General features: G+C 75.0%; 17 protein-coding genes. All 17 read right to left on the bottom strand.

The genetic code is table 11. The annotated features are described in order from the left end of the window. Positions 1 to 86 precede the first annotated feature (86 nt). Entirely contained in the window at positions 87 to 1,160 is a 1,074-nt protein-coding gene (gene lgt / locus ACQP6G_RS06260; RefSeq protein WP_429763788.1) for a prolipoprotein diacylglyceryl transferase, read from the bottom strand. 2 nt (positions 1,161 to 1,162) lie between these two features. After that, a complete protein-coding gene (gene trpA / locus ACQP6G_RS06255; protein ID WP_429763787.1) occupies positions 1,163 to 1,993 on the bottom strand; it encodes a tryptophan synthase subunit alpha in 831 nt (276 codons plus the stop codon). A gap of 29 nt (positions 1,994 to 2,022) precedes the next feature. Then, entirely contained in the window at positions 2,023 to 3,333 is a 1,311-nt protein-coding gene (trpB, locus tag ACQP6G_RS06250; protein ID WP_429763380.1) for a tryptophan synthase subunit beta, read from the bottom strand. Between the two features lie 155 nt (positions 3,334 to 3,488). Then, the gene (gene trpC, locus ACQP6G_RS06245) at positions 3,489 to 4,313 is read right to left on the bottom strand and encodes an indole-3-glycerol phosphate synthase TrpC (RefSeq protein WP_429763379.1); all 825 of its coding nucleotides are present in this window, start codon (positions 4,311 to 4,313) and stop codon (positions 3,489 to 3,491) included. A gap of 170 nt (positions 4,314 to 4,483) precedes the next feature. Continuing rightward, positions 4,484 to 4,762 carry an HGxxPAAW family protein gene (locus ACQP6G_RS06240; RefSeq protein WP_429763378.1) on the bottom strand — a complete coding sequence of 93 codons (279 nt, stop codon included), beginning with the start codon at positions 4,760 to 4,762 and terminating at the stop codon, positions 4,484 to 4,486. A 41-nt stretch (positions 4,763 to 4,803) separates the two neighbouring features. Further along, positions 4,804 to 5,490: a Trp biosynthesis-associated membrane protein gene (locus tag ACQP6G_RS06235; protein ID WP_429763377.1), complete on the bottom strand. Its 687-nt coding sequence runs from the start codon at positions 5,488 to 5,490 to the stop codon at positions 4,804 to 4,806. 38 nt (positions 5,491 to 5,528) lie between these two features. Continuing rightward, positions 5,529 to 7,082 (bottom strand): anthranilate synthase component I, encoded by a 1,554-nt coding sequence (locus tag ACQP6G_RS06230; protein ID WP_429763786.1) that lies wholly within the window; start codon positions 7,080 to 7,082, stop codon positions 5,529 to 5,531. A 149-nt stretch (positions 7,083 to 7,231) separates the two neighbouring features. Beyond that, entirely contained in the window at positions 7,232 to 7,627 is a 396-nt protein-coding gene (gene hisI, locus ACQP6G_RS06225) for a phosphoribosyl-AMP cyclohydrolase (protein WP_429763376.1), read from the bottom strand. 69 nt (positions 7,628 to 7,696) lie between these two features. After that, on the bottom strand, positions 7,697 to 9,496 hold the full coding sequence (locus tag ACQP6G_RS06220) for an ABC transporter ATP-binding protein (protein ID WP_429763375.1): 1,800 nt from the start codon (positions 9,494 to 9,496) through the stop codon (positions 7,697 to 7,699). Continuing rightward, positions 9,493 to 11,322: an ABC transporter ATP-binding protein gene (locus ACQP6G_RS06215; protein WP_429763785.1), complete on the bottom strand. Its 1,830-nt coding sequence runs from the start codon at positions 11,320 to 11,322 to the stop codon at positions 9,493 to 9,495. Before ACQP6G_RS06215 ends, ACQP6G_RS06220 begins: the two co-directional genes overlap by 4 nt. A gap of 106 nt (positions 11,323 to 11,428) precedes the next feature. After that, positions 11,429 to 12,202 carry an imidazole glycerol phosphate synthase subunit HisF gene (hisF, locus tag ACQP6G_RS06210; RefSeq protein ID WP_429763374.1) on the bottom strand — a complete coding sequence of 258 codons (774 nt, stop codon included), beginning with the start codon at positions 12,200 to 12,202 and terminating at the stop codon, positions 11,429 to 11,431. Between the two features lie 7 nt (positions 12,203 to 12,209). Next, a complete protein-coding gene (locus ACQP6G_RS06205) occupies positions 12,210 to 13,223 on the bottom strand; it encodes an FKBP-type peptidyl-prolyl cis-trans isomerase (protein ID WP_429763373.1) in 1,014 nt (337 codons plus the stop codon). A gap of 117 nt (positions 13,224 to 13,340) precedes the next feature. Further along, the gene (gene pafA, locus ACQP6G_RS06200; protein WP_429763372.1) at positions 13,341 to 14,702 is read right to left on the bottom strand and encodes a Pup--protein ligase; all 1,362 of its coding nucleotides are present in this window, start codon (positions 14,700 to 14,702) and stop codon (positions 13,341 to 13,343) included. A 94-nt stretch (positions 14,703 to 14,796) separates the two neighbouring features. After that, positions 14,797 to 15,519: a proteasome subunit alpha gene (gene prcA, locus ACQP6G_RS06195; RefSeq protein ID WP_429763371.1), complete on the bottom strand. Its 723-nt coding sequence runs from the start codon at positions 15,517 to 15,519 to the stop codon at positions 14,797 to 14,799. Then, positions 15,516 to 16,415 (bottom strand): proteasome subunit beta, encoded by a 900-nt coding sequence (prcB, locus tag ACQP6G_RS06190; protein ID WP_429763370.1) that lies wholly within the window; start codon positions 16,413 to 16,415, stop codon positions 15,516 to 15,518. Before prcB ends, prcA begins: the two co-directional genes overlap by 4 nt. A gap of 6 nt (positions 16,416 to 16,421) precedes the next feature. Beyond that, positions 16,422 to 16,619 carry a ubiquitin-like protein Pup gene (locus tag ACQP6G_RS06185; RefSeq protein ID WP_079575068.1) on the bottom strand — a complete coding sequence of 66 codons (198 nt, stop codon included), beginning with the start codon at positions 16,617 to 16,619 and terminating at the stop codon, positions 16,422 to 16,424. 184 nt (positions 16,620 to 16,803) lie between these two features. Then, complete coding sequence (dop, locus tag ACQP6G_RS06180) at positions 16,804 to 18,558, bottom strand: depupylase/deamidase Dop (protein WP_429763784.1); 1,755 nt, start codon at positions 18,556 to 18,558, stop codon at positions 16,804 to 16,806. Positions 18,559 to 18,649 lie beyond the last annotated feature (91 nt).

Here is an 18,649-nt window from a genome sequence, read left to right as displayed (position 1 = left end):
CGTCATGCTCAAAGGTGGTCGGGACATCGTCGGCCCGTCGGAAACATAGGCGGCCCCGCCCGGGTGGTGTCCCGGTGGGAGTCGCCTCAGGCGCGGTCGGCCGGTCCCTGGTCGGGACCGGGACCTCCCGCGTCCGCACGGTGCGGTCCGCCGCCGCTGTCGCGGCCGTCGTCCCGGCCGGAGGCGCCTACGGCGGCCCCGGCGTGCGCGGTGCTCATGGTGTCAAGCTCAGTGTCGGACTCGGTGTCAGGCTCGGTGGCCTGCTCGGTGTCCTGCCGGTCGCGGCTGCGGCCGGGCAGCTCCACCCCGTCCTCACGTTCCGGGTGGCGCCTGCCGATGACGACGAAGGCGACGAGGGCACCCAGGCCCACGACGATCGACGTCCACACGTTCAGACGCAGCCCGAGCACGTGCTCGGCGGTGTCGATGCGGAGCATCTCGATCCACACCCTGCCCAGAGTGTAGAGCGCGACGTAGGCCCAGAATACCCGCCCATGACCGAGCCTGTACCGGCGGTCGAGCCAGACGAGAAGCGCGGCCGCCCCGAGGTTCCAGAGCAGCTCGTACAGGAACGTGGGGTGGAACAGGGTGCCCGCCGCGAACGCCGTGCCGGTGTCCGCGTTGAGCCGCTCGATCACCCCCGGGGAGACCTCGAGCCCCCAGGGCAGCGTCGTGGGCGCCCCGAACAGCTCCTGGTTGAACCAGTTGCCCAGGCGCCCCACCGCCTGCGCGACGAGCAGGCCGGGGGCCAGCGCGTCCGCGAACGAGCTCAGGCGCACCCCCTTGCGGCGGCAGCCGATCCAGGCGCCGACGGCGCCGAGCGCCACCGCACCCCAGATCCCGAGACCGCCCTCCCAGACGTACAGGGCGCGCACGGGGTCGCCGCCCTCGCCCCAGTACGGCTCGGGCGTGCTGATCACGTGGTACAGCCTGCCGCCGACGATGCCGAACGGCACCGCCCAGAAGGCGATGTCCAGGACGTCGTCCGGGTCCCCGCCCCGGGCGACCCAGCGCTTGGTGGTGATCCAGATCGCGACGGCGATGCCGGCCAGGATGGCCAGCGCGTAGGCGCGGACCGGTACGGGGCCGAGGTACCACGTGTGCTGCGACGGGCTCGGGATCGCCGCCTGCACCGACGCGGCAGACGCCAGGAGGGTCACGCTCACGTGCCCGCCCCCGGCCCCCCGCGGGCACGGCGCACGCCGTCGGCGAGGTCCGCCACGGTCGCCCGCAGCGCGTCGAGCCGGTCGGCCCAGGGACGGTCGGCCAGCAGCGGGCGCACGAGCGCGGAGCCGACGATGACACCGTCGGCGAACCGGCCCACCTCGGCGGCCTGGGCGCCCGACGAGACGCCGAGCCCGACGCACACGTGGTCGGCGCCCGCCGCGCGGGTGTCGGCGACGAGCTGCTCGGCCCGGTCGCCGACCTGGTCGCGGGTGCCGGTCACACCCATGGTGGACGCCGCGTAGACGAAGCCGCGCGACGCGCGGGCCGTGAGCGCCCGCCGCTCGGGCGTGGAGCTCGGCGCGACGAGGAAGACGCGGTCGAGGCCGTGCTCCTGCGACGCCGCGATCCAGTCGCCCCCCTCGTCGGGGATGAGGTCGGGGGTGATGAGGCCGGCTCCCCCGGCGGCGGCGAGGTCGCGCGCGAACGCGTCCACCCCGTACCGCAGCACCGGGTTCCAGTACGTCATCACGAGGGCGGGCACGCGCCCGCCGGAGTGCTCGGCGACGGCCTCGACGACGCGCAGCACGTCGCGGACCCGGGTGCCGGCGGCGAGCGCAGCCTCCGCGGCGCGCTGGATCACCGGGCCGTCCATCACCGGATCGGTGTACGGCACGCCGATCTCGACGACGTCGGCGCCCGCGTCCACGGCCGCGAGGACGGCCTCGATCGAGCGTTCGACGTCGGGGAACCCGGCGGGCAGGTAGCCGACCAGGGCTGCACGGCCCTCGGCCCGGAGGGCGTCGAGGCGTGCGCCGGTGGTCGACATCGCCGCAGGCGAGGTGTCGGTCGTGGTGCTCACTGGTCCCCCTCCGGCGTGGCGTCCGTCTGGTCCTCGTCGAGGAGCCCGAACCACCGCGCCGCGGTGGCCACGTCCTTGTCGCCGCGACCCGACAGGTTCACCAGGATCACCTGGCCGGTCCGCCCGGCCTCCGCGGCCTCGCGCCCCAGGCGCAGGGCGCCGGCGAGCGCGTGCGCGGACTCGATCGCGGGGATGATCCCCTCGGTGCGGCACAGGAGGCGGAACGCCTCCATGGCCTCGTCGTCCGTCACGGGCTCGTAGGTGGCCCGCCCGAGGTCGTGCAGCCAGGAGTGCGCGGGCCCGACGCTCGGGTAGTCCAGCCCCGCCGAGACGGAGTGGCTCGGCAGCGTCTGGCCGTCGTCGTCCTGCAGCAGGTAGGACCGGGCGCCGTGCAGCACTCCCGGGGCCCCGCCGGAGAAGCGGGCCGCGTGGCGGCCCGACTCGATGCCCTCTCCCCCGGCCTCGAAGCCGTGCAGGGAGACGCCCTCGTCGTCGAGGAAGGCGTTGAAGATGCCGAGCGCGTTGGACCCGCCGCCCACGCACGCCGCGACGGCGTCCGGCAGCCGGCCGGTGCGCTCGAGGATCTGCTCGCGCGCCTCCTCGCCGATGATGCGGTGGAACTCGCGCACCATCTCGGGGAACGGGTGCGGGCCCGTGACCGTGCCGAGCAGGTAGTGCGTGCTCTCGACGTTCGCGACCCAGTCGCGCAGCGCCTCGTTGATGGCGTCCTTGAGGGTGCGCGAGCCGATGGTCACGGGCACGACCTCGGCACCGAGCAGCCGCATCCGGGCGACGTTCAGGGCCTGGCGCTGCGTGTCCTCCTCGCCCATGTAGACGACGCACTCGAGGTCGAGCAGGGCGGCCGCGGTCGCCGTGGCGACGCCGTGCTGACCGGCGCCGGTCTCGGCGATCACGCGGGTCTTGCCCATGCGCTTCACCAGGAGCGCCTGGCCGAGGACGTTGTTGATCTTGTGCGAACCGGTGTGGTTGAGGTCCTCGCGCTTGAGGAAAACCCGGTGGCCGGCCTCCGCGCCCCCGCAGTGCTCCGCGAACCGCGGCACCTCGGTGAGCGGCGACGGGCGACCCGTGTACTCGCGGTGCAGGCGCGCCAGCTCGTCGGTGAACGCCGGGTCGCCGAGGGCCTTGCGGTACTCGGTCTCGAGCTCGTCGAGCGCGGCGATGAGGGCCTCGGGCACGAAGCGGCCGCCGAACTCGCCGAAGTACGGGCCTTCGACGTCCGCGAGCCGCCCGAGCACCTGGTGCGCCAGGGTCTCGGTCAGGGCCTCCCGTACGGGCTGGTCGGGCACGGGTCCTCCGTCTCTCGTCGGCACCGCTCGGCGGACTGCACGAGGGGTCGTCAGAGGGTACCGGTCGCCCGGGCCTCCGCCGCCCGCCGTCCAGGACGCGTCGGGATGGTGTGCCGTGTGGTGTTGTGCCGTGGTCGTGTGACGTGCTGCGGTGGTTACGGCTGGGCCGCCGGCCGGACCGACCACAGCGCGGGGTGCTGCCCGGCCGCGACCAGGTCGGCCACCGACCGGCGCGGGGCCCCGTCGGTCACGAGCGCCTCGCCGACCAGCACGGCGTGCGCGCCGGACCGGGCGTAGTCGAGGACGTCGTGCGGGCCGCGGACGCCGGACTCGGCGACGCGGACGACGTCGTCGGGGATGAGCGGGGCGAGGCGCGCGAAGGTCGTGCGGTCCACCTCGAGCGTCTTGAGGTCGCGGGCGTTCACGCCCACCACGCGCGCGCCCGCGTCGAGGGCGCGACGCACCTCGTCGTCGGTGTGGGCCTCGACCAGCGCCGTCATGCCGAGCGAGTGCACCCGCTCGATCAGGGACGTCAGCACGGTCTGCTCCAGGGCCGCGACGATGAGCAGCACGAGGTCGGCCCCGTGGGCCCGCGCCTCCCACACCTGGTACGGCGTGACGACGAAGTCCTTGCGCAGCACCGGCACGTCCACCCGTGCGCGGACGGCGTCCAGGTCGGCGAGCGAGCCGCCGAACCGCCGCTGCTCCGTGAGCACCGAGATCGCGCTGGCCCCGCCGCTGGCGTACTCCTCGGCCAGGGCGGCCGGGTCGGAGATCGGTGCGAGGTCACCCTTGCTGGGGCTCGACCGCTTCACCTCGGCGATCACGGCGACGCGATCCTCCGAGAGCAGCCGGCCGCAGCACTCGAGCGCGCCCGGCACGCGGGCCGCGCGCTCCTTGAGCTCGTCGAGCGACGTCCGCGCCTGGCGTACCGCGAGGTCCTCACGGACCCCCGCGACGATGTCCTCCAGGACCGTCATGGTCTGCCTCCCCGTCCCCTGACGCCGCACCGACGTCTGCCTGCCATCGTAGGCCCGTCCGCGGACCGGCCCGGACACGTCTCCGAGCGTGAGACGACGACGGCGCGCCCCCTCGTCGGGAGCGCGCCGTCGTCGCGCCGGCCGGCGGTCGCAGCCGTCGCCGGGAGGGCTCAGTGGCCGGAGGAGGCCCGGCGCTGCGTCACGCCGTCCTTGGGCTGGCCGAGGCCCATGTTGCGCAGCACGAGGCCGAGCACGAGCGAGGCGGCCACGATCACGGCGCCGACCCAGACCACCGCGTCCGGGACCGGGGGCAGCATCCCGACGGCGCCGACGGCCACGCCCAGCATGATGCCGATCATCGCCGTCCACGCGGCGGTCGTGTGGCCGTGGTTCGTGGGCGGGACGGCCGGGGGCAGGTAGGCGACCTCGGCGTTGCGGTTGTCGGTCATTGGAATGTGATGCCCTTTCGTGACGTGGTGCGCGGTCCAGCCTAGCGGTCCGCGGACGGGTCCGTTCCCCGGGAGAGCGCGTCCCACGCGTCGTGGGGGTCGTGCTGACCAGGCCCGTCGGGGTCGTCCCCCGACGGCGCCGGCCCGGTGCGGGGGTCCGTGCCGTCCGCGCCTGGTTCGGCGTCGGCGCGCTCGTGACGCCCGGAGGCGGCTCCCCACGCGGGGGCGCCGGCCGCCGCCAGCGCCGCGACGAGCACGGCCGCGACGCCGAGCACCGCGGTCAGCCAGGGCCACACGGCGACGGCGACGGGCGAGGTGAGGTCCGTCACGCCGGCGGTCGCCGACGCGCCCGACGTCGCGGCGGGGAGCGGGTCGAGCAGCACGGCCGCGGCCGAGGCGGTGGCCAGGGCGCCCGCGAGCGCGACCACGACCAGCGCGACCCAGCGCGCCACGCGGCCCGCGATGGCGAGGGCGACGCCGCCCGCCACCACGACGAGCGCGGCCGCGCCGACCGCCGGCGCCGCCGTCGTGCCGGTGACCGCGACGTCGACCGTGGGCTCGAGGGCCGTCGACACCGTCGTGCTCACCCAGGTCGGCGAGGCCGTCGCGAGCGTGAGCCCGCCGACCGCCACCACCGACCACACCGCCCGCGACCGTGCGCGCAGCGGCCCGCGACCCGGCGGGCGAGCGCCGCGGCTCTCGTGCGTGGTGCGTGCTGCGTCGTCCATGTCTGCCTGTCCGTCCGTCGTGCTGGTCCGTGCCGCGCTCAGAGCGCCCGGAACCGTGCGGCCAGCTGCACCGCGCGTACCGCCGCGGCGGCCTTGTTGCGCGACTCCTCGTACTCGAGCGCGGGCACCGAGTCGGCGACGATGCCGCCGCCGGCCTGCACCCACGCCCGGCCGTCGCGGATGCACGCGGTGCGGATCGCGATGGCCATGTCCATGTTGCCGCCGAAGTCGAAGTAGCCCACGGTGCCGCCGTAGATCCCGCGGGAGGCGGGCTCCAGCTCGTCGATCAGCGCGATGGCCCGCGGCTTGGGCGCCCCCGAGAGGGTGCCTGCGGGGAACGTCGCGCGCAGGGTGTCGAGCGCCGTCGCGCCCGCCCGCAGCCGTCCGACGACGGTGGAGCACAGGTGCATGATGTGGCTGAACCGTCGGGTGGCCATGAACTCGACCACCTCGACCGACGTCGGCTCGCAAACCTTGACGAGGTCGTTGCGCGACAGGTCGACGAGCATGAGGTGCTCGGCGCGCTCCTTGGGGTCGGCGAGCAGCTCCTCGCCGAGCGCCACGTCCTCCTCGACGGTCGCCCCGCGCGGGCGCGACCCGGCGATCGGGTACGTGGTCACGTGCCCGTCGGTCACCTTCACCAGCGTCTCGGGGCTGGAGCCGACGACCGAGAACTCGCGCCCGTCGGGGCCGGTGAGCCGGAAGTAGTACATGTACGGGCTCGGGTTGATGGTGCGCAGCGCGCGGTACACGTCCAGCGGCGCGGCCGGGCAGTCCAGGCCGAGGCGCTGGGACAGCACGACCTGGAACACCTCGCCGTCGCGGATCGCCTCCTGCCCGGTGCGGACGGCGGACTCGAACTCCTCGCGCGTGGAGCGGAACTCCAGGGCGGGCTCGGCCACCTCGTCCGGGCTGCGCAGCACGGTGGGCTGCGGCGGCGCGGGCGTGGCGAGCCGCGCCTGCATCGCGTCGAGCCGGGAGACGGCGTCGGCGTGGGCCTCGTCGACCCGCTCGTCCGTGCCGTCGCCGTTGATGGCGTTGGCGATGAGCCACGCGCAGCCCGTGTGGTGGTCGACCGCCACGAGGTCGGTCGCGAGGCTCAGGGCAACCTCCGGCACGCCGAGCTCGTCGGGGGCGTTCGCGGGGAGCGTCGGCTCCCAGTGCCGCACGACGTCCCAGCCGAGCGCGCCCGTGAGCCCGCCGGTCAGCGGGGGCAGCCCCTCGATCGGCGGCGTGCGCAGCCCCTCGAGCGCCGCGCCGAGCACGTCGACGACGTCGCCCTCGCGCGGGATGCCCGCCGGGACGTCGCCGTGCCAGACGGCGCGGCCGTCCCGCGCGGTGAGCGTGGCGCGCGAGTCGACGCCCACGAACGACCAGCGCGACCAGCCGCCGGACGACTCCGCCGACTCGAGCACGAAGGTGCCCGGGCGGTCCTGGGCGAGCGTCCGGTACAGGCCGACGGGGGTGACGTCGTCCGCCAGCACGCGCCGCACCACGGGGATCACGCGGCGGTCGGCGGCCAGTGCGCGGAACGTGCCGAGACCCGGCCACGTCGCGCCCCACGCCAGGTCCTGCTCCGACGGGCCCGCCACGGGGGCGGGGCGCGGGGCGGGGTGGGGCTGCGCGACGGTGGGCGTGGTCACCGGTCCTCCTGAGGATCGTCGGGCTGGTCGGGGCTGGTCGGGGTGTACTGCTGGGCTGGGTGCGTCGTCGGTGCCGGCGGCAGGGACGAGGGGCGGGATCAGGCGGCCGGCGCGTCGGGGCCGACGACGGCGCCCAGGTCGCCGCCCGCCTCGAAGCAGGTGCGGGTGCCGGTGTGGCACGCGGCGCCGACCTGGTGGACGCGCACGAGCAGGGCGTCGCCGTCGCAGTCCAGCGCGACGGAGCGGACGAGCTGCACGTGCCCGGACGTGTCGCCCTTGCGCCAGTACTCCTCGCGCGACCGGCTCCAGAACGTCACGCGGCCCTCGGTGAGCGTGCGGCGCAGCGCCTCGTCGTCCATCCAGCCGAGCATGAGGACCTCGCCCGTGTCGTGCTGCTGGACGATCGCGGCGACGAGGCCGTGCTCGTCGCGCTTGAGCCGGTCGGCGACCGCCGGGTCGAGCGCGGGCACGGGGGCATCGGTCAGGTCGGGCACCCGTGCATCTTCCCACGCCCGGCGGGGCCGCGGGGCTCCCGTCCGGCAACCCCGCACCGGCCCGGACGCTCAGCGGGTCTGCGCCACCCAGCTCGCGTGCATCCGCGCGTAGACGCCGCCCGCGGCGGCCAGCTCGGCATGCCCGCCGACCTCGACCACGCGCCCGTCGTCGACGACGACCACGAGGTCGCTGGCCTCCGCCGTCGAGAGCCGGTGGGCGATCGTGATCGTGGACCGGCCGGAGGTGAGCGAGTCCAGCGCCCGGGCGATCCGCACCTCGGCGGCGGGGTCGACGGCCGACGTGGCCTCGTCCAGCACCAGCAGGTCGGGCGCCGCGAGGTAGGCGCGAGCGATGGCGACGAGCTGCCGCTCCCCCGCGCTCAGCGCCTCGCCGCGCTGGCCGACGGGCGTGCCGAGGCCCTGCGGCAGCCCGGCCACCCAGTCGGTGAGGCCGAGCGCGTCCATGGCCCCGGTGACGCGCGCCCTGGTCTCGGCGGGGTCGGACGGCGGGTCCGGGCGCAGCCCGTAGGCGACGTTCTGCTCCACCGTCCCGTCGAAGAGGAAGCCCTCCTGCGGCACGAGCACCACGCGCTCGCGCAACGAGGCGAGCGTCAGCCGGCGCAGGTCGACGCCGTCGAGCAGCACCTCCCCGGCCGTGGGGTCCATGAGGCGGGCGACCAGCTTGGCGACGGTGGTCTTGCCCGAGCCCGTCCGCCCGACCACGGCGACCTTGCGGCGGGCGGGCAGCTCCAGGTCCACCCCGTGCAGCACCTCGGGCCCGTCGGGGTAGGCGTACCGCACCCCGCGCAGCGTCACCGCCGCCGGGCCGCGAGGGCTCGCCGTGGCGTCGTCGGCGTCCGCGACGTCGAGGGGCGTCTCGAGCACCGCGAGCACGCGCCGCCAGCCCGCGACGGCGTTCTGCAGCTCGTTGAGGATCTCCGTGGCCTGCTGCACGGGGCCGGTGAAGAGCTGCACCAGGAACAGGAACGCGACCACCTGGCCCGCCGTCAGTCCGCCGCCGACGCCGAGCAGCGTGCCCACCACCACGACGACGGCGAGCACCAGGTTGGCGACCAGCACCCCGCTCGAGAACACCGACGAGACGAGGAGCTGGGCGCGGGCCTGCGTGGCGCGGGTGTGCTCGACGGCCGCGTCGACGCGGCGTCCGGTCCGCGCCGCCACGCCGTACGCGCGCACCGTCTCCGCGCCCACGACCGCCTCCGAGATCGCGCCGAGCATCGCGCCGACGGCCTGCCGCACCGCCGCGTACGCGCGGTTCACCGTGCCCTGCGCGCGGCGCAGCACCAGGAACAGCGGCAGGAAGCACGCCCAGACCACCAGGGTGAGCTGCCACGAGTACACGGCCATGAGGGCGGTGGCCACGAGCACCTGCAGCGTCGACACGAGGAGCTGGATCCCGCCCCACTGGACGAACAGCGAGATCGTGTCGACGTCGGAGGTGACGCGGGACACGAGCGCGCCGCGACGCTCGGTGCCCTGCGCGAGGGTGGACAGGTCGTGCACGTGCCGGAACGCGTGCACCCGCAGCGCGGCGAGCCCGGCCTCCGTCCGGCGGAACAGACGGACGTTGACCACCGCGGTGCACAGCCCCGCGACGACGACCGCGCCCGCGGCGAGACCGGTCAGGAGCGCCACCCGCCCGGCGTCTGGCCCGCCGCCGGCGAGGATGCCGTCGTCGATCGTGCGCTGCACCGCGACCGGCACGACGACGCGCCCCGCGGCCGCCAGCACGGCGAGCGCGAGGGTGAGCCACAGGCCGTCGACGATCTGGGGCGAGATCTGCACGCCCCGGCGGAGCGTGGCGAGGACGCCCAGCTCGCTGGCGGCGGCGATGCGCGTCGTGCTCACGGTGTCCCCTCCCGCTGCGCGTCCCCCGGCAGGAGCTCCCCGGCGGCCGCCTCGTCCGCGAGCTCGCGCGCCCGGCGCTCCGTCTCCTGCTCGTACGCGGTGGCGAGCGCGCGGTACCCGGGGTCCCGGGCCAGCAGGTCGGCGTGCGGCCCGACGTCGACGACGCGGCCCCCTTCGAGGTGCACGACGACGTCCGCGAGCGCCACCGACGACATGCGGTAGGCGACCATGACGACGGTCGTGCCCGGTGCATCGCCCCCGCCGCCGCGCGCCGACGCGAGGGAGCCGAGGATCTCCGCCTCGACGCGCGGGTCGACCGCGGACGTGGCGTCGTCGAGCACGAGCAGCCGTGGCCTGCGGACCAGCGCCCGCGCGACGGCGAGCCGCTGGCGCTGTCCGCCGGACAGGTTGGCCCCGCGCTCGCCGAGGGGCGCGTCGAGCCCGCCGGGCAGCGCGCGCACGACGTCGTCGACGCGGGCGACGCGCAGCGCCTCCCAGACCGCGGGGTCCTCGGGGGCGCCGTCGTCGCCCGGGTCCGCGAGGGTCACGTTGGCGCGGACCGTGTCCTCGAAGACGAACGTCTGCTGCGTCACGAGCGCCACCTGCGCGGGGACCTCGCCCGCGGCGAGGCCGCGCACGTCCGCGCCGTCGAGCAGCACCCGGCCTCGCGTCGGGTCGCTCAGGCGCGCGAGCAGCGACACCAGGGTCGTCTTGCCCGCGCCCGTGCTGCCCACGACCGCGACGGTGGTCCCGGGCGCGACCTCGAGGTCGACGCCGTCGAGCAGGGTGGCCGTCGTGCCCGAAGCCGGGACGTCGACCCCGACGCCCTCGAGGCGGACCGCCAGGCCCCCCGCCGCGTGCGGGAGCGCCTGCGTGCCCGGGACCAGCGTCGACGGGGCATCGAGGATGCCCGCGATCCGGTCGTAGCCGACGAGGGCGCGCGGCAGCTCGCCGAGCACCCAGCCGAACGCGCGCACCGGCACCGCCATGACGGTCAGCAGGTAGGCCGCCGTCACGACGTCGCCCGCGTCGACGGCCCCGGCGGAAGCGCGCCAGGTGCCCACGCCGAGCACGGCCAGGGTGCCGAGGGAGGGCAGCAGCTCGATGACCGGGTCGAAGACGGCCCGGACGGTGCCGACGCGCACGTTCGCGGCCCGCAGCGCGTCCGTGCGCTCGGCGAACCGACGCTCCTCGCGGTCCGCGGTGCCGAGCGACGTGACGAGCAGCGCGCCCTCGAAGGACTCGTGCGCGACGTCGGCCACCTCGGCCCGCAGCTGCTGCGCCCGCGTCACGGCGGGCGTCATGTGCCGTTGGAAGACGACGTTCGCGGCGACCGCGGCGGGCACGACCAGCAGGGCGGCGACGGCCAGCCACACGTCGACCGCGAGGAGCATCCCCGCGGCGACCCCGATCATCACCACGACGCCGAGCGCGAAGGGCAGGGGGTTGAAGACTCCGGTGGCGGCCTCGACGTCGGCGCTCGCCGCGGACAGCAGCCGGCCCGCGGGGTGCGCGCGGTGCCACGACACGGGCAGGCGCAGGTACTGCCGGGACAGCCCCCTCCGGTGGTGCGCCTGGATCGCCGCGAACCCGTAGCCGGCCCAGATGCGCCGCCCGGCGACGCCGAGGGCGAGGGTGAGCGCCACCGCGGCGAGCACGAGCCCGGCGACCCAGATGCGCGAGCGCGCGTCGGGGTCGCCCGCGATCGCGGGGACGACGACCGCGTCGGTGGCCCAGCCCACGGCGCGGCTCACGGCGACGGTGGCGGCGCCGAACAGCGCGGACGCGCCCACGGCGAGCACGTACAGGCGCGGCTCGGAGCGCATGCCGCGCCACACGAGCGTCGCCGAGCGGCGCAGCCTCGACCCCGTGAGCGCGGTCGTGACGGCGCCGCTCACCGTCGGCGGGAGCGTCGCCCGACCGACCCCGCGCTCACCTCCGCACCTCGACGCCCGCCTCGGCCAGGGCCGTCTTGACCTGGCCGACCGTCAGCGTGCCGAAGTGGAAGACGCTCGCGGCGAGCACCGCGTCGGCGCCCGCGCGGGCCGCGGCGACGAAGTGCTCCGGGGTCCCCGCGCCGCCCGACGCCACGAGCGGCACGTCGACCTTCTCCCGCACGGCGCCGAGCATCTCGAGGTCGAAGCCCGCGGTGGTGCCGTCGGCGTCCATCGAGTTCAGCAGGATCTCGCCCGCGCCGAGGTGGGCGACGCGCGCCGCCCACTCGACGGCGTCGATGCCCGTGCCCCGGCGGCCGCCGTGGGTCGTGACCTCGAAGCCCGAGGCGGTCACCGTCTCACCGGTGACGCGGCGGGCGTCCACCGACAGCGTCAGCACCTGCCGGCCGAAGCGGGCCGCGATCTCCGCGACCAGCTCGGGCCGCGCGATCGCGGCGGTGTTGACGCCGACCTTGTCGGCGCCGGCACGCAGCAGGCGGTCGACGTCCTCCGTCGAGCGGACGCCGCCGCCCACGGTGAGGGGCACGAAGACCTGGTCGGCGGTCCGCCTCACGACGTCGATCATCGTGTCGCGGCCGCCCGAGGACGCGGACACGTCCAGGAAGGTCACCTCGTCGGCGCCCTCGCCGTCGTACCGGGAGGCGAGCTCCACGGGGTCGCCCGCGTCGCGCAGGTTCGTGAAGTTGACGCCCTTGACGACCCGACCGTCGTCGACGTCGAGGCACGGGATCACGCGGACGGCCACGGACATGCGGGACTCACCCTTCCTTGCTGCTGTCGTCGCTCCCGGCGGGCTCGTCCGAGCCCTTGCCGGACTTCTGCTCCGGGTCACCGCCGTCGTCGCCCTTGGCCTTGCCGGTCGACTCGTCCTCGGTGACCTGGAAGTGGGCGTCCAGGATGTCCACGACGTAGACCAGGGTCTCGTCGGCGAGGTCGCTGCTGGTGCCACCGTAGCCGAGGCTCGGGGGGACCACGAGCAGCACCTGCGAGCCCACGGTCTGCTCGACCAGCCCCTGGTCGAGGCCGTCGACCAGCTGGCCGATGCCGATCGTGGCGGACTGCGGCCGCGTCCCGGCGGTCCACGTGGTGTCGAACTGCCGCCCGTCGCTCCACCGCACCGCGGTGAACCGCATCGTGACGACCTGCCCCACCTGCACCTGCGGCCCGGTGCCCCGCACCAGCGGCTGCACCTGCAGGTCGGCGGGCGCGTCGGCCTTCCGCGGCACGGTCACGCTCGGCGCGCCGCCGTCGCCACGCTCGACGGTCGGGAGTCCCTTCGCCGCGCTCACCTCGGCACCGGAGGCGTGCGTCGGCAGCACGTCGACGACGAGGATCACGGGCACGTCGCCGTCCTGCTCGAGCAGGAGCATGCGCGCCCCCACCTTCTGGCCGCGCAGCGTGTCGTAGAGGTTCGAGCCGAGCGACTCCGGCGACATCGAGTACCACCCCGGCGCGTCGATGTACGTGCTCGAGATGACGGTGCCGTCGCGCCCGTCCTCGGCGTACATGTTCAGCAGCACGGGCTCACCGTCCACCACGGGCTCGCCCGACCCGGGCCACACCGTCCGCGCGCCCGCCTGCACGACGTCGTACGGCTGCTCGTAGTCGAGGGCGGGCGGCTCCCCCACAGCCCCCGACACCTGCACGGGCGCCGCCGACGGCGCGGACGACGGCCGCTTGCCCAGTTCGTCCAGCAGCGACGAGCCGCACCCGCCGAGCACGAGCGCGCCACCGAGCAGCAGCGAGATCAGGAGGGTGAGACGGCGGAGCACCGCGTCATCCTGCCATGCCCACCCGGCGAACGGGGCCCCCGTCCACCGCCCGCGCGCGACCGGACCACGCCCAGCCGTGAGCCGAGTGCACGGCGGCACCTGCCGACGCGCGACGCTTCACATGGACTCGATCAGCCGATCCACACGCTCGTCCACGCTCTTGAACGGGTCCTTGCACAGCACGGTGCGCTGCGCCTGGTCGTTGAGCTTCAGGTGCACCCAGTCCACGGTGTAGTCCCGACGCGCCTCCTGCGCGGCGCGCACGAAGTCGCCCCGCAGCTTGGCGCGCGTCGTGGGCGGCGGCACGGCCGTCGACTCGAACACCTCGAGGTCGGTGACGACGCGCTCCACCATGCCGCGTGCGGCGAGCAGGTTGTACAGCCCCTCGGTGCGGGAGATGTCGTGGTAGGCGAGGTCGAGGCGCGCGATGCGGGGGTCGTCGAGCGGCAGGTCGTGCTTGGCCTGGTACCGCTCGATGAGCTTGAGCTTGATGACCCAGTCGAGCTCGCGGTCCACGAGGGACAGGTTGCCGGACTCCAGCGCCCGCAGCCCGCGCTCCCACAGGTCCAGGACCTGCTTGACGACGGGGGTGGCGCCGGCGTGCGCGTCCACGTGCTCGCGCACGCGGTGGTAGTACTCCCACTGGATGTCGACGGCCGTGGCGGTGCGCCCGTTGGCGAGCTGGACGGGGTGCAGGCCGGTGCGGTCGTGGCTGATCTCGCGGATCGCGCGGATGGGGTTCTCGAGGGTGAGGTCGCGCATCGGCACGCCCGCCTCGACGAGGCGCAGCACGAGGTCCGTGGCGCCGACCTTGAGCATCGTGGTCGGCTCGGCCATCGACGAGTCGCCGACGATGACGTGCAGGCGGCGGTAGCTCTCCGCGTCGGCGTGCGGCTCGTCGCGCGTGTTGATGATCGGCCGGGAGCGGGTGGTGGCGCTGGAGACGGCCTCCCAGATGTGGTCCGCACGCTGGGACAGGCAGTAGACGGCGCCGCGCGGGGTGGCGAGCACCTTCCCTGCACCCGTGAGCACCTGGCGGGTGATGAGGAACGGCACGAGCACCTCGGAGAGGCGCGAGAAGTCGCCCTGCCGGCGCACGAGGTAGTTCTCGTGGCAGCCGTAGGAGTTGCCCGCGGAGTCGGTGTTGTTCTTGAACAGGTGCACCTTGCCGGACAGGCCCTCGTGCTCCAGCCGCTGCTGCGCGTCGGCCACCAGGCCTTCGAGGATGCGCTCGCCGCCCCGGTCGTACGCCACGAGCTGGTGCACGTCGTCGCACTCCGCCGTTGCGTACTCGGGGTGCGACCCCACGTCGAGGTAGAGGCGCGAGCCGTTGCGCAGGAAGACGTTCGAGCTCCGCCCCCATGCCACGACCTTGCGGAACAGGTAGCGGGCCACCTCGTCCGCGGACAGGCCGCGCCCGTCGTCCGCCGCGCACGTCACCCCGTACTCGGTCTCCAGACCGAAGATCCTGCGGTCCACGACGTCTCCCCTCGCTCGGCCCTGCTGCCCGACCTGCTGCCCCACCTTGTGCCCGACTGCGGTGCGACCTGCTCGCCCGTCTCAGTCGCCAGTCTCACTCACCGGGCTGCTCGAGCAGCCCGGCCAGCGTCGCGCCCTGCAGCCGGCGGAACGCCCGCCGCCGGCCCGCGCGCTCCAGCACCGCCACCTCGAGGCCGGCGGGCGCGATCTCGCGCTCCTCCCCCTCGGCAGCGACGGAACCGTCCGACCCGACGGCGCCGAGGGTGCGCACCGCGAGCGCGAGCACCTGCGGCAGCGTCATCCCCTCGTGCCAGGCCTCGCCGACGCGCGCGCCCAGCTGCTCCGCCTGGCCGCCCATCACGACGTGCCCGTGCTCGTCCGCGACGGAGCCGTCATAGGACAGCCGGTAGATCTGGTCGGCGGCCGGGGTGTCCCCCACCTCCGCCACGACCAGCTCGACCTCCAGCGGCTTGGACTCGGTGGTGAACACCGTGCCCAGCGTCTGCGCGTACGCGTTGGCCAGCCCGCGCGCGGTGACGTCGGTGCGGTCGTAGGAGTACCCGCGCAGGTCGGCGTAGCGGACTCCGGCGACCCGCAGGTTCTCGAACTCGTTGTACTTGCCCACCGCGGCGAACGCGATGCGGTCGTAGATCTCCGAGATCTTGTGCAGCGCTCGCGACGGGTTCTCCGTGGCGAACGCGATCCCGCCCTCGTACGCGAGCACGACGACGGACCGGCCGCGGGCGATGCCCTTGCGGGCGAAGTCCGCCCGGTCCTTCATCAGCTGCTCGGGCGAGACGTAGAACGGCATCGTCATGCGCGCGCACCCCCCTGGTGGCCGGTCCGGGGACCGCCGGCGGGGCGGTCGCCGTGGGCGGCCCGGTGGGCGGCCCCGCGCTCGTCGACGATCCTCTCGACCGACGCGGCGAGCTCCTGGTCCGCCACCCGGCGCACGCCGTCGGCGGTCACGACGTTCACCACGGGCCAGATCTGGCGCACGGGGTCGGGGCCACCGGTCGCGCTGTCGTCGTCGGCCGCGTCGTAGAGCGCCTCGACCGCGACGCCGACCGCCGCGTCGGCGTCGAGCCCGGGCCGCCACAGCTTCTTCAGCGCGCCGCGCGCGAACACCGAGCCGGAGCCGACCGTGTGGTGGTCGTGCTCCTCGTACCGGCCACCGGTGACGTCGTAGCTGAACAGCCGTCCGTACCCGCGGTCGAGGTCGTAGCCCGCGAACAGCGGCACGACGGCCAGACCTTGCAGGGCGAGGGGCAGGTTGCCGCGGATCATCGTGGACAGGCGGTTGGCCTTGCCGTCGAGGGAGAGCAGGGAGCCCTCGATCTTCTCGTAGTGCTCCAGCTCGAGCTGGAAGAGCCGCACGAGCTCGATCGCCACGCCCGCGGACCCCGCGATGCCGACCACCGAGTAGGCGTCGGCGGCGAAGACCTTCTCCATCTCGCGGCTCGCGATGAGGTTGCCCGCCGTGGCCCGGCGGTCGCCGGCCATGATCACGCCGCGGCCGCCGTCGTCGGTGCCGAAGGTCAGCGCGACGATGGTGGTGGCGTGCGGAGCGAGGCCGTCGGCGCTCGCCCCGCCGACGTCGCGACGCCCGGGCAGCAGGTCGGGCGCGTGGCCCGCGAGGAAGTCCACGAACGAGGACGAGCCGGGGCGCAGGAACGCGTCCGGCAGCCGTCCCGAGGTGTCAGCGTGGGTCATGGGCGCTCACTGACCGCCCTTCTGCACGAAGCCCCGAACGAACGACTCGGCGTTCGTCTCGAGGACCTCGTCGATCTCCTCCAGCAGGGCGTCCACCTCGGCGTCGCGCTCGGTCGCCGCCGGGGCGACCGGGGCGGGGGTGTCCGCGTCGTCGTCGGGCGTGCGGTCCTCGTGCTGCGGGTTGATCCGTTCCTGACCGGCCATGGTCCGCCTCCTTCGCTGCTGCGGAGCCCCCGACAAGGAGCTCCGGGAGAGTCTCGCGACGCCAGCCTATGCGCTGCGGCCGACACCGCGCGGCGACGTCCACGCCGGTTGCGCCCAGGGCTGAACGACTCCACCCGTGCCCGCCCCGGGCACGGGGTGGACGACGTCGTCGCCGGTCAGGCGGTCACCCGTCACCCCGCAGCCCCTTGAGCAGCGCCGCCGCGTCCGGGCTGGCGTCCAGGAGCGCGCCGATGTGCGCGCGGGTGCCGCGGGAGGGATCGAGCATCGGCACCCGCTGCAGGGCGGCGGCCCCCGGGACGTCGAAGATCACCGAGTCCCAGCTCGCCGCCGACACCTGGTCGGCGTACCGGGCCATCACCTCGCCGCGGAACCACGCCCGCGTGTCCGCCGGCGCGTGGTGCACCGCGTCCGCGACCCGCTCGTCGTCCACGAGGCGCTCGACGGCGCCCGACGCGACGAGCCGGTGGTAGACGCCGCGCTCGGGGCGCACGTCCGTCCACTGCAGGTCCAGCGCGTGCAGCCGGGGGTGGTCCCAGCCGAGCCCGTCCCGCGACCGCATCCGCTCCAGGAGCCGGTGCTTCGCCACCCACTCCACCTCGCGCGCGCACGTCGACGGGTCGGTGCCCAGCCGGTGGAGCACCGAGCGCCAGCGGTCCAGCACCGCGGCGGTCTCGTCGTCGCCCGGCGCGCCGGAGGCCGCCGTGCCCCCCGCCGAACCCGCTGCCGTACCCGCTGCCGCGAGCGCCGCGACCGACCGGGCCACGACGTCGGCGTACGCCTCCTGGACCTCCAGCGCCGTGAGCCGGCGGCCGTCGGCGAGCTCGAGGGGGACGGCGAGGGTGAGGTCGCGCGACACCCGCTGGACGTCGGCGACCGGGTCGGCGAGCCGCAGGGCGGCGAGCTCCTCCCGGGCGGGGACGCCCGCCTCGGCCAGCTCGTCAAGGTGCTCGAGCACCCAGAGCACGAGCGAGGTGGTGCCGAGCTTGAGAAAGGTCGCGACCTCGAAGAGGTTGGCGTCGCCGATGATGAGGTGCAGGCGGCGCCACCGCGTGCGGTCCGCGTGCGGCTCGTCGCGGGTGTTGACGATGGGGCGGCGCAGCGTCGTCTCGAGCCCCACCTCCGCCTCGATGTAGTCGGCGCGCTGGGAGAGCTGGAAGCCGGCGTCCGAGCCCGTCGGGCCGAGACCGACCCGCCCCGACCCGGCGAACACCTGCCGCGTGACGAGGAACGGCGTCAGCAGCGCGACGAGCGTGCCGAACGGCAGCGCCCGGTCCACCAGGAAGTTCTCGTGCGTGCCGTAGCTGGCGCCCTTGCCGTCCACGTTGTTCTTGTAGAGGACCACCTCGCCGCCGGGCACCTCCGCGAGCGACCGCACGGCCGCGAGCATGACCCGCTCCCCCGCGACGTCCCACAGGACACCGTCGCGCGGCCCGGTGACCTCGGGCGACGAGTACTCCGGGTGCGCGTGGTCCACGTAGAGGCGCGCGCCGTTGGTGAGGATGCAGTTCGCGGCGCTCGGGTCGTCGTAGTCCTCGACCGACGGCCGCTCCACCTCCTCCGGCTCCTGCCGGACGGGGCGCGCCCGACCGCGGGAGGACCCGGGCGTGCCCGCCGCGGAGGCCACCTGGGCCGACGCGGGGGTGCTGCCGGACGTCGGGCCGGACGACGAGGGTCCGGACGGCGCGGGGCGCGACGGGTCGTCGGTGAGGAGCGAGGGGTGCGCCGAGGCGCGCTGGAGGTGGAACCCGCGCGCGTCCTGCAGCGGGTCCTCGTCGTCGTAGTCCCAGCGGGCCGGCGGGCGCCCGCCCGCCCGCGCCACCAGGGCGCGGTACGTCATGACCACCTGCGAGCTCATGAGCATCGGGTTGGCCATCGGCCGCCCCGGTGCCAGCACGCCGTACTCGGTCTCGATCCCCATCACGCGACGAACGCTCACGCCACCACCCTAGGTGGCCGGGAACGAGATCGAGGTACCCGTCCCGAAGTCGACCCACGGTGGGTCGACCTCG

Origin of the sequence: Isoptericola nanjingensis, from assembly GCF_050311635.1 — a bacterium.
GTDB classification, from domain to species: domain Bacteria; phylum Actinomycetota; class Actinomycetes; order Actinomycetales; family Cellulomonadaceae; genus Isoptericola; species Isoptericola nanjingensis.
The sequence above is the reverse complement of the archived record's forward strand: the minus strand, read 5'-3'. Positions and strand labels throughout refer to the sequence as shown.

What these genes read in the sequence shown, in the direction of transcription:
- ACQP6G_RS06215 (WP_429763785.1), bottom strand. Translation starts at nt 11,322, where the DNA reads ATGCGCTCCGAGCCGCGCCTGTACGTGCTCGCCGTGGGCGCGTCCGCG.
- trpC (WP_429763379.1), bottom strand. Translation starts at nt 4,313, where the DNA reads ATGACGGTCCTGGAGGACATCGTCGCGGGGGTCCGTGAGGACCTCGCG.
- ACQP6G_RS06235 (WP_429763377.1), bottom strand. Translation starts at nt 5,490, where the DNA reads ATGGACGACGCAGCACGCACCACGCACGAGAGCCGCGGCGCTCGCCCG.
- ACQP6G_RS06240 (WP_429763378.1), bottom strand. Translation starts at nt 4,762, where the DNA reads ATGACCGACAACCGCAACGCCGAGGTCGCCTACCTGCCCCCGGCCGTC.
- prcA (WP_429763371.1), bottom strand. Translation starts at nt 15,519, where the DNA reads ATGACGATGCCGTTCTACGTCTCGCCCGAGCAGCTGATGAAGGACCGG.
- ACQP6G_RS06185 (WP_079575068.1), bottom strand. Translation starts at nt 16,619, where the DNA reads ATGGCCGGTCAGGAACGGATCAACCCGCAGCACGAGGACCGCACGCCC.
- prcB (WP_429763370.1), bottom strand. Translation starts at nt 16,415, where the DNA reads ATGACCCACGCTGACACCTCGGGACGGCTGCCGGACGCGTTCCTGCGC.
- trpA (WP_429763787.1), bottom strand. Translation starts at nt 1,993, where the DNA reads ATGTCGACCACCGGCGCACGCCTCGACGCCCTCCGGGCCGAGGGCCGT.
- dop (WP_429763784.1), bottom strand. Translation starts at nt 18,558, where the DNA reads ATGGGGATCGAGACCGAGTACGGCGTGCTGGCACCGGGGCGGCCGATG.
- hisF (WP_429763374.1), bottom strand. Translation starts at nt 12,202, where the DNA reads ATGTCCGTGGCCGTCCGCGTGATCCCGTGCCTCGACGTCGACGACGGT.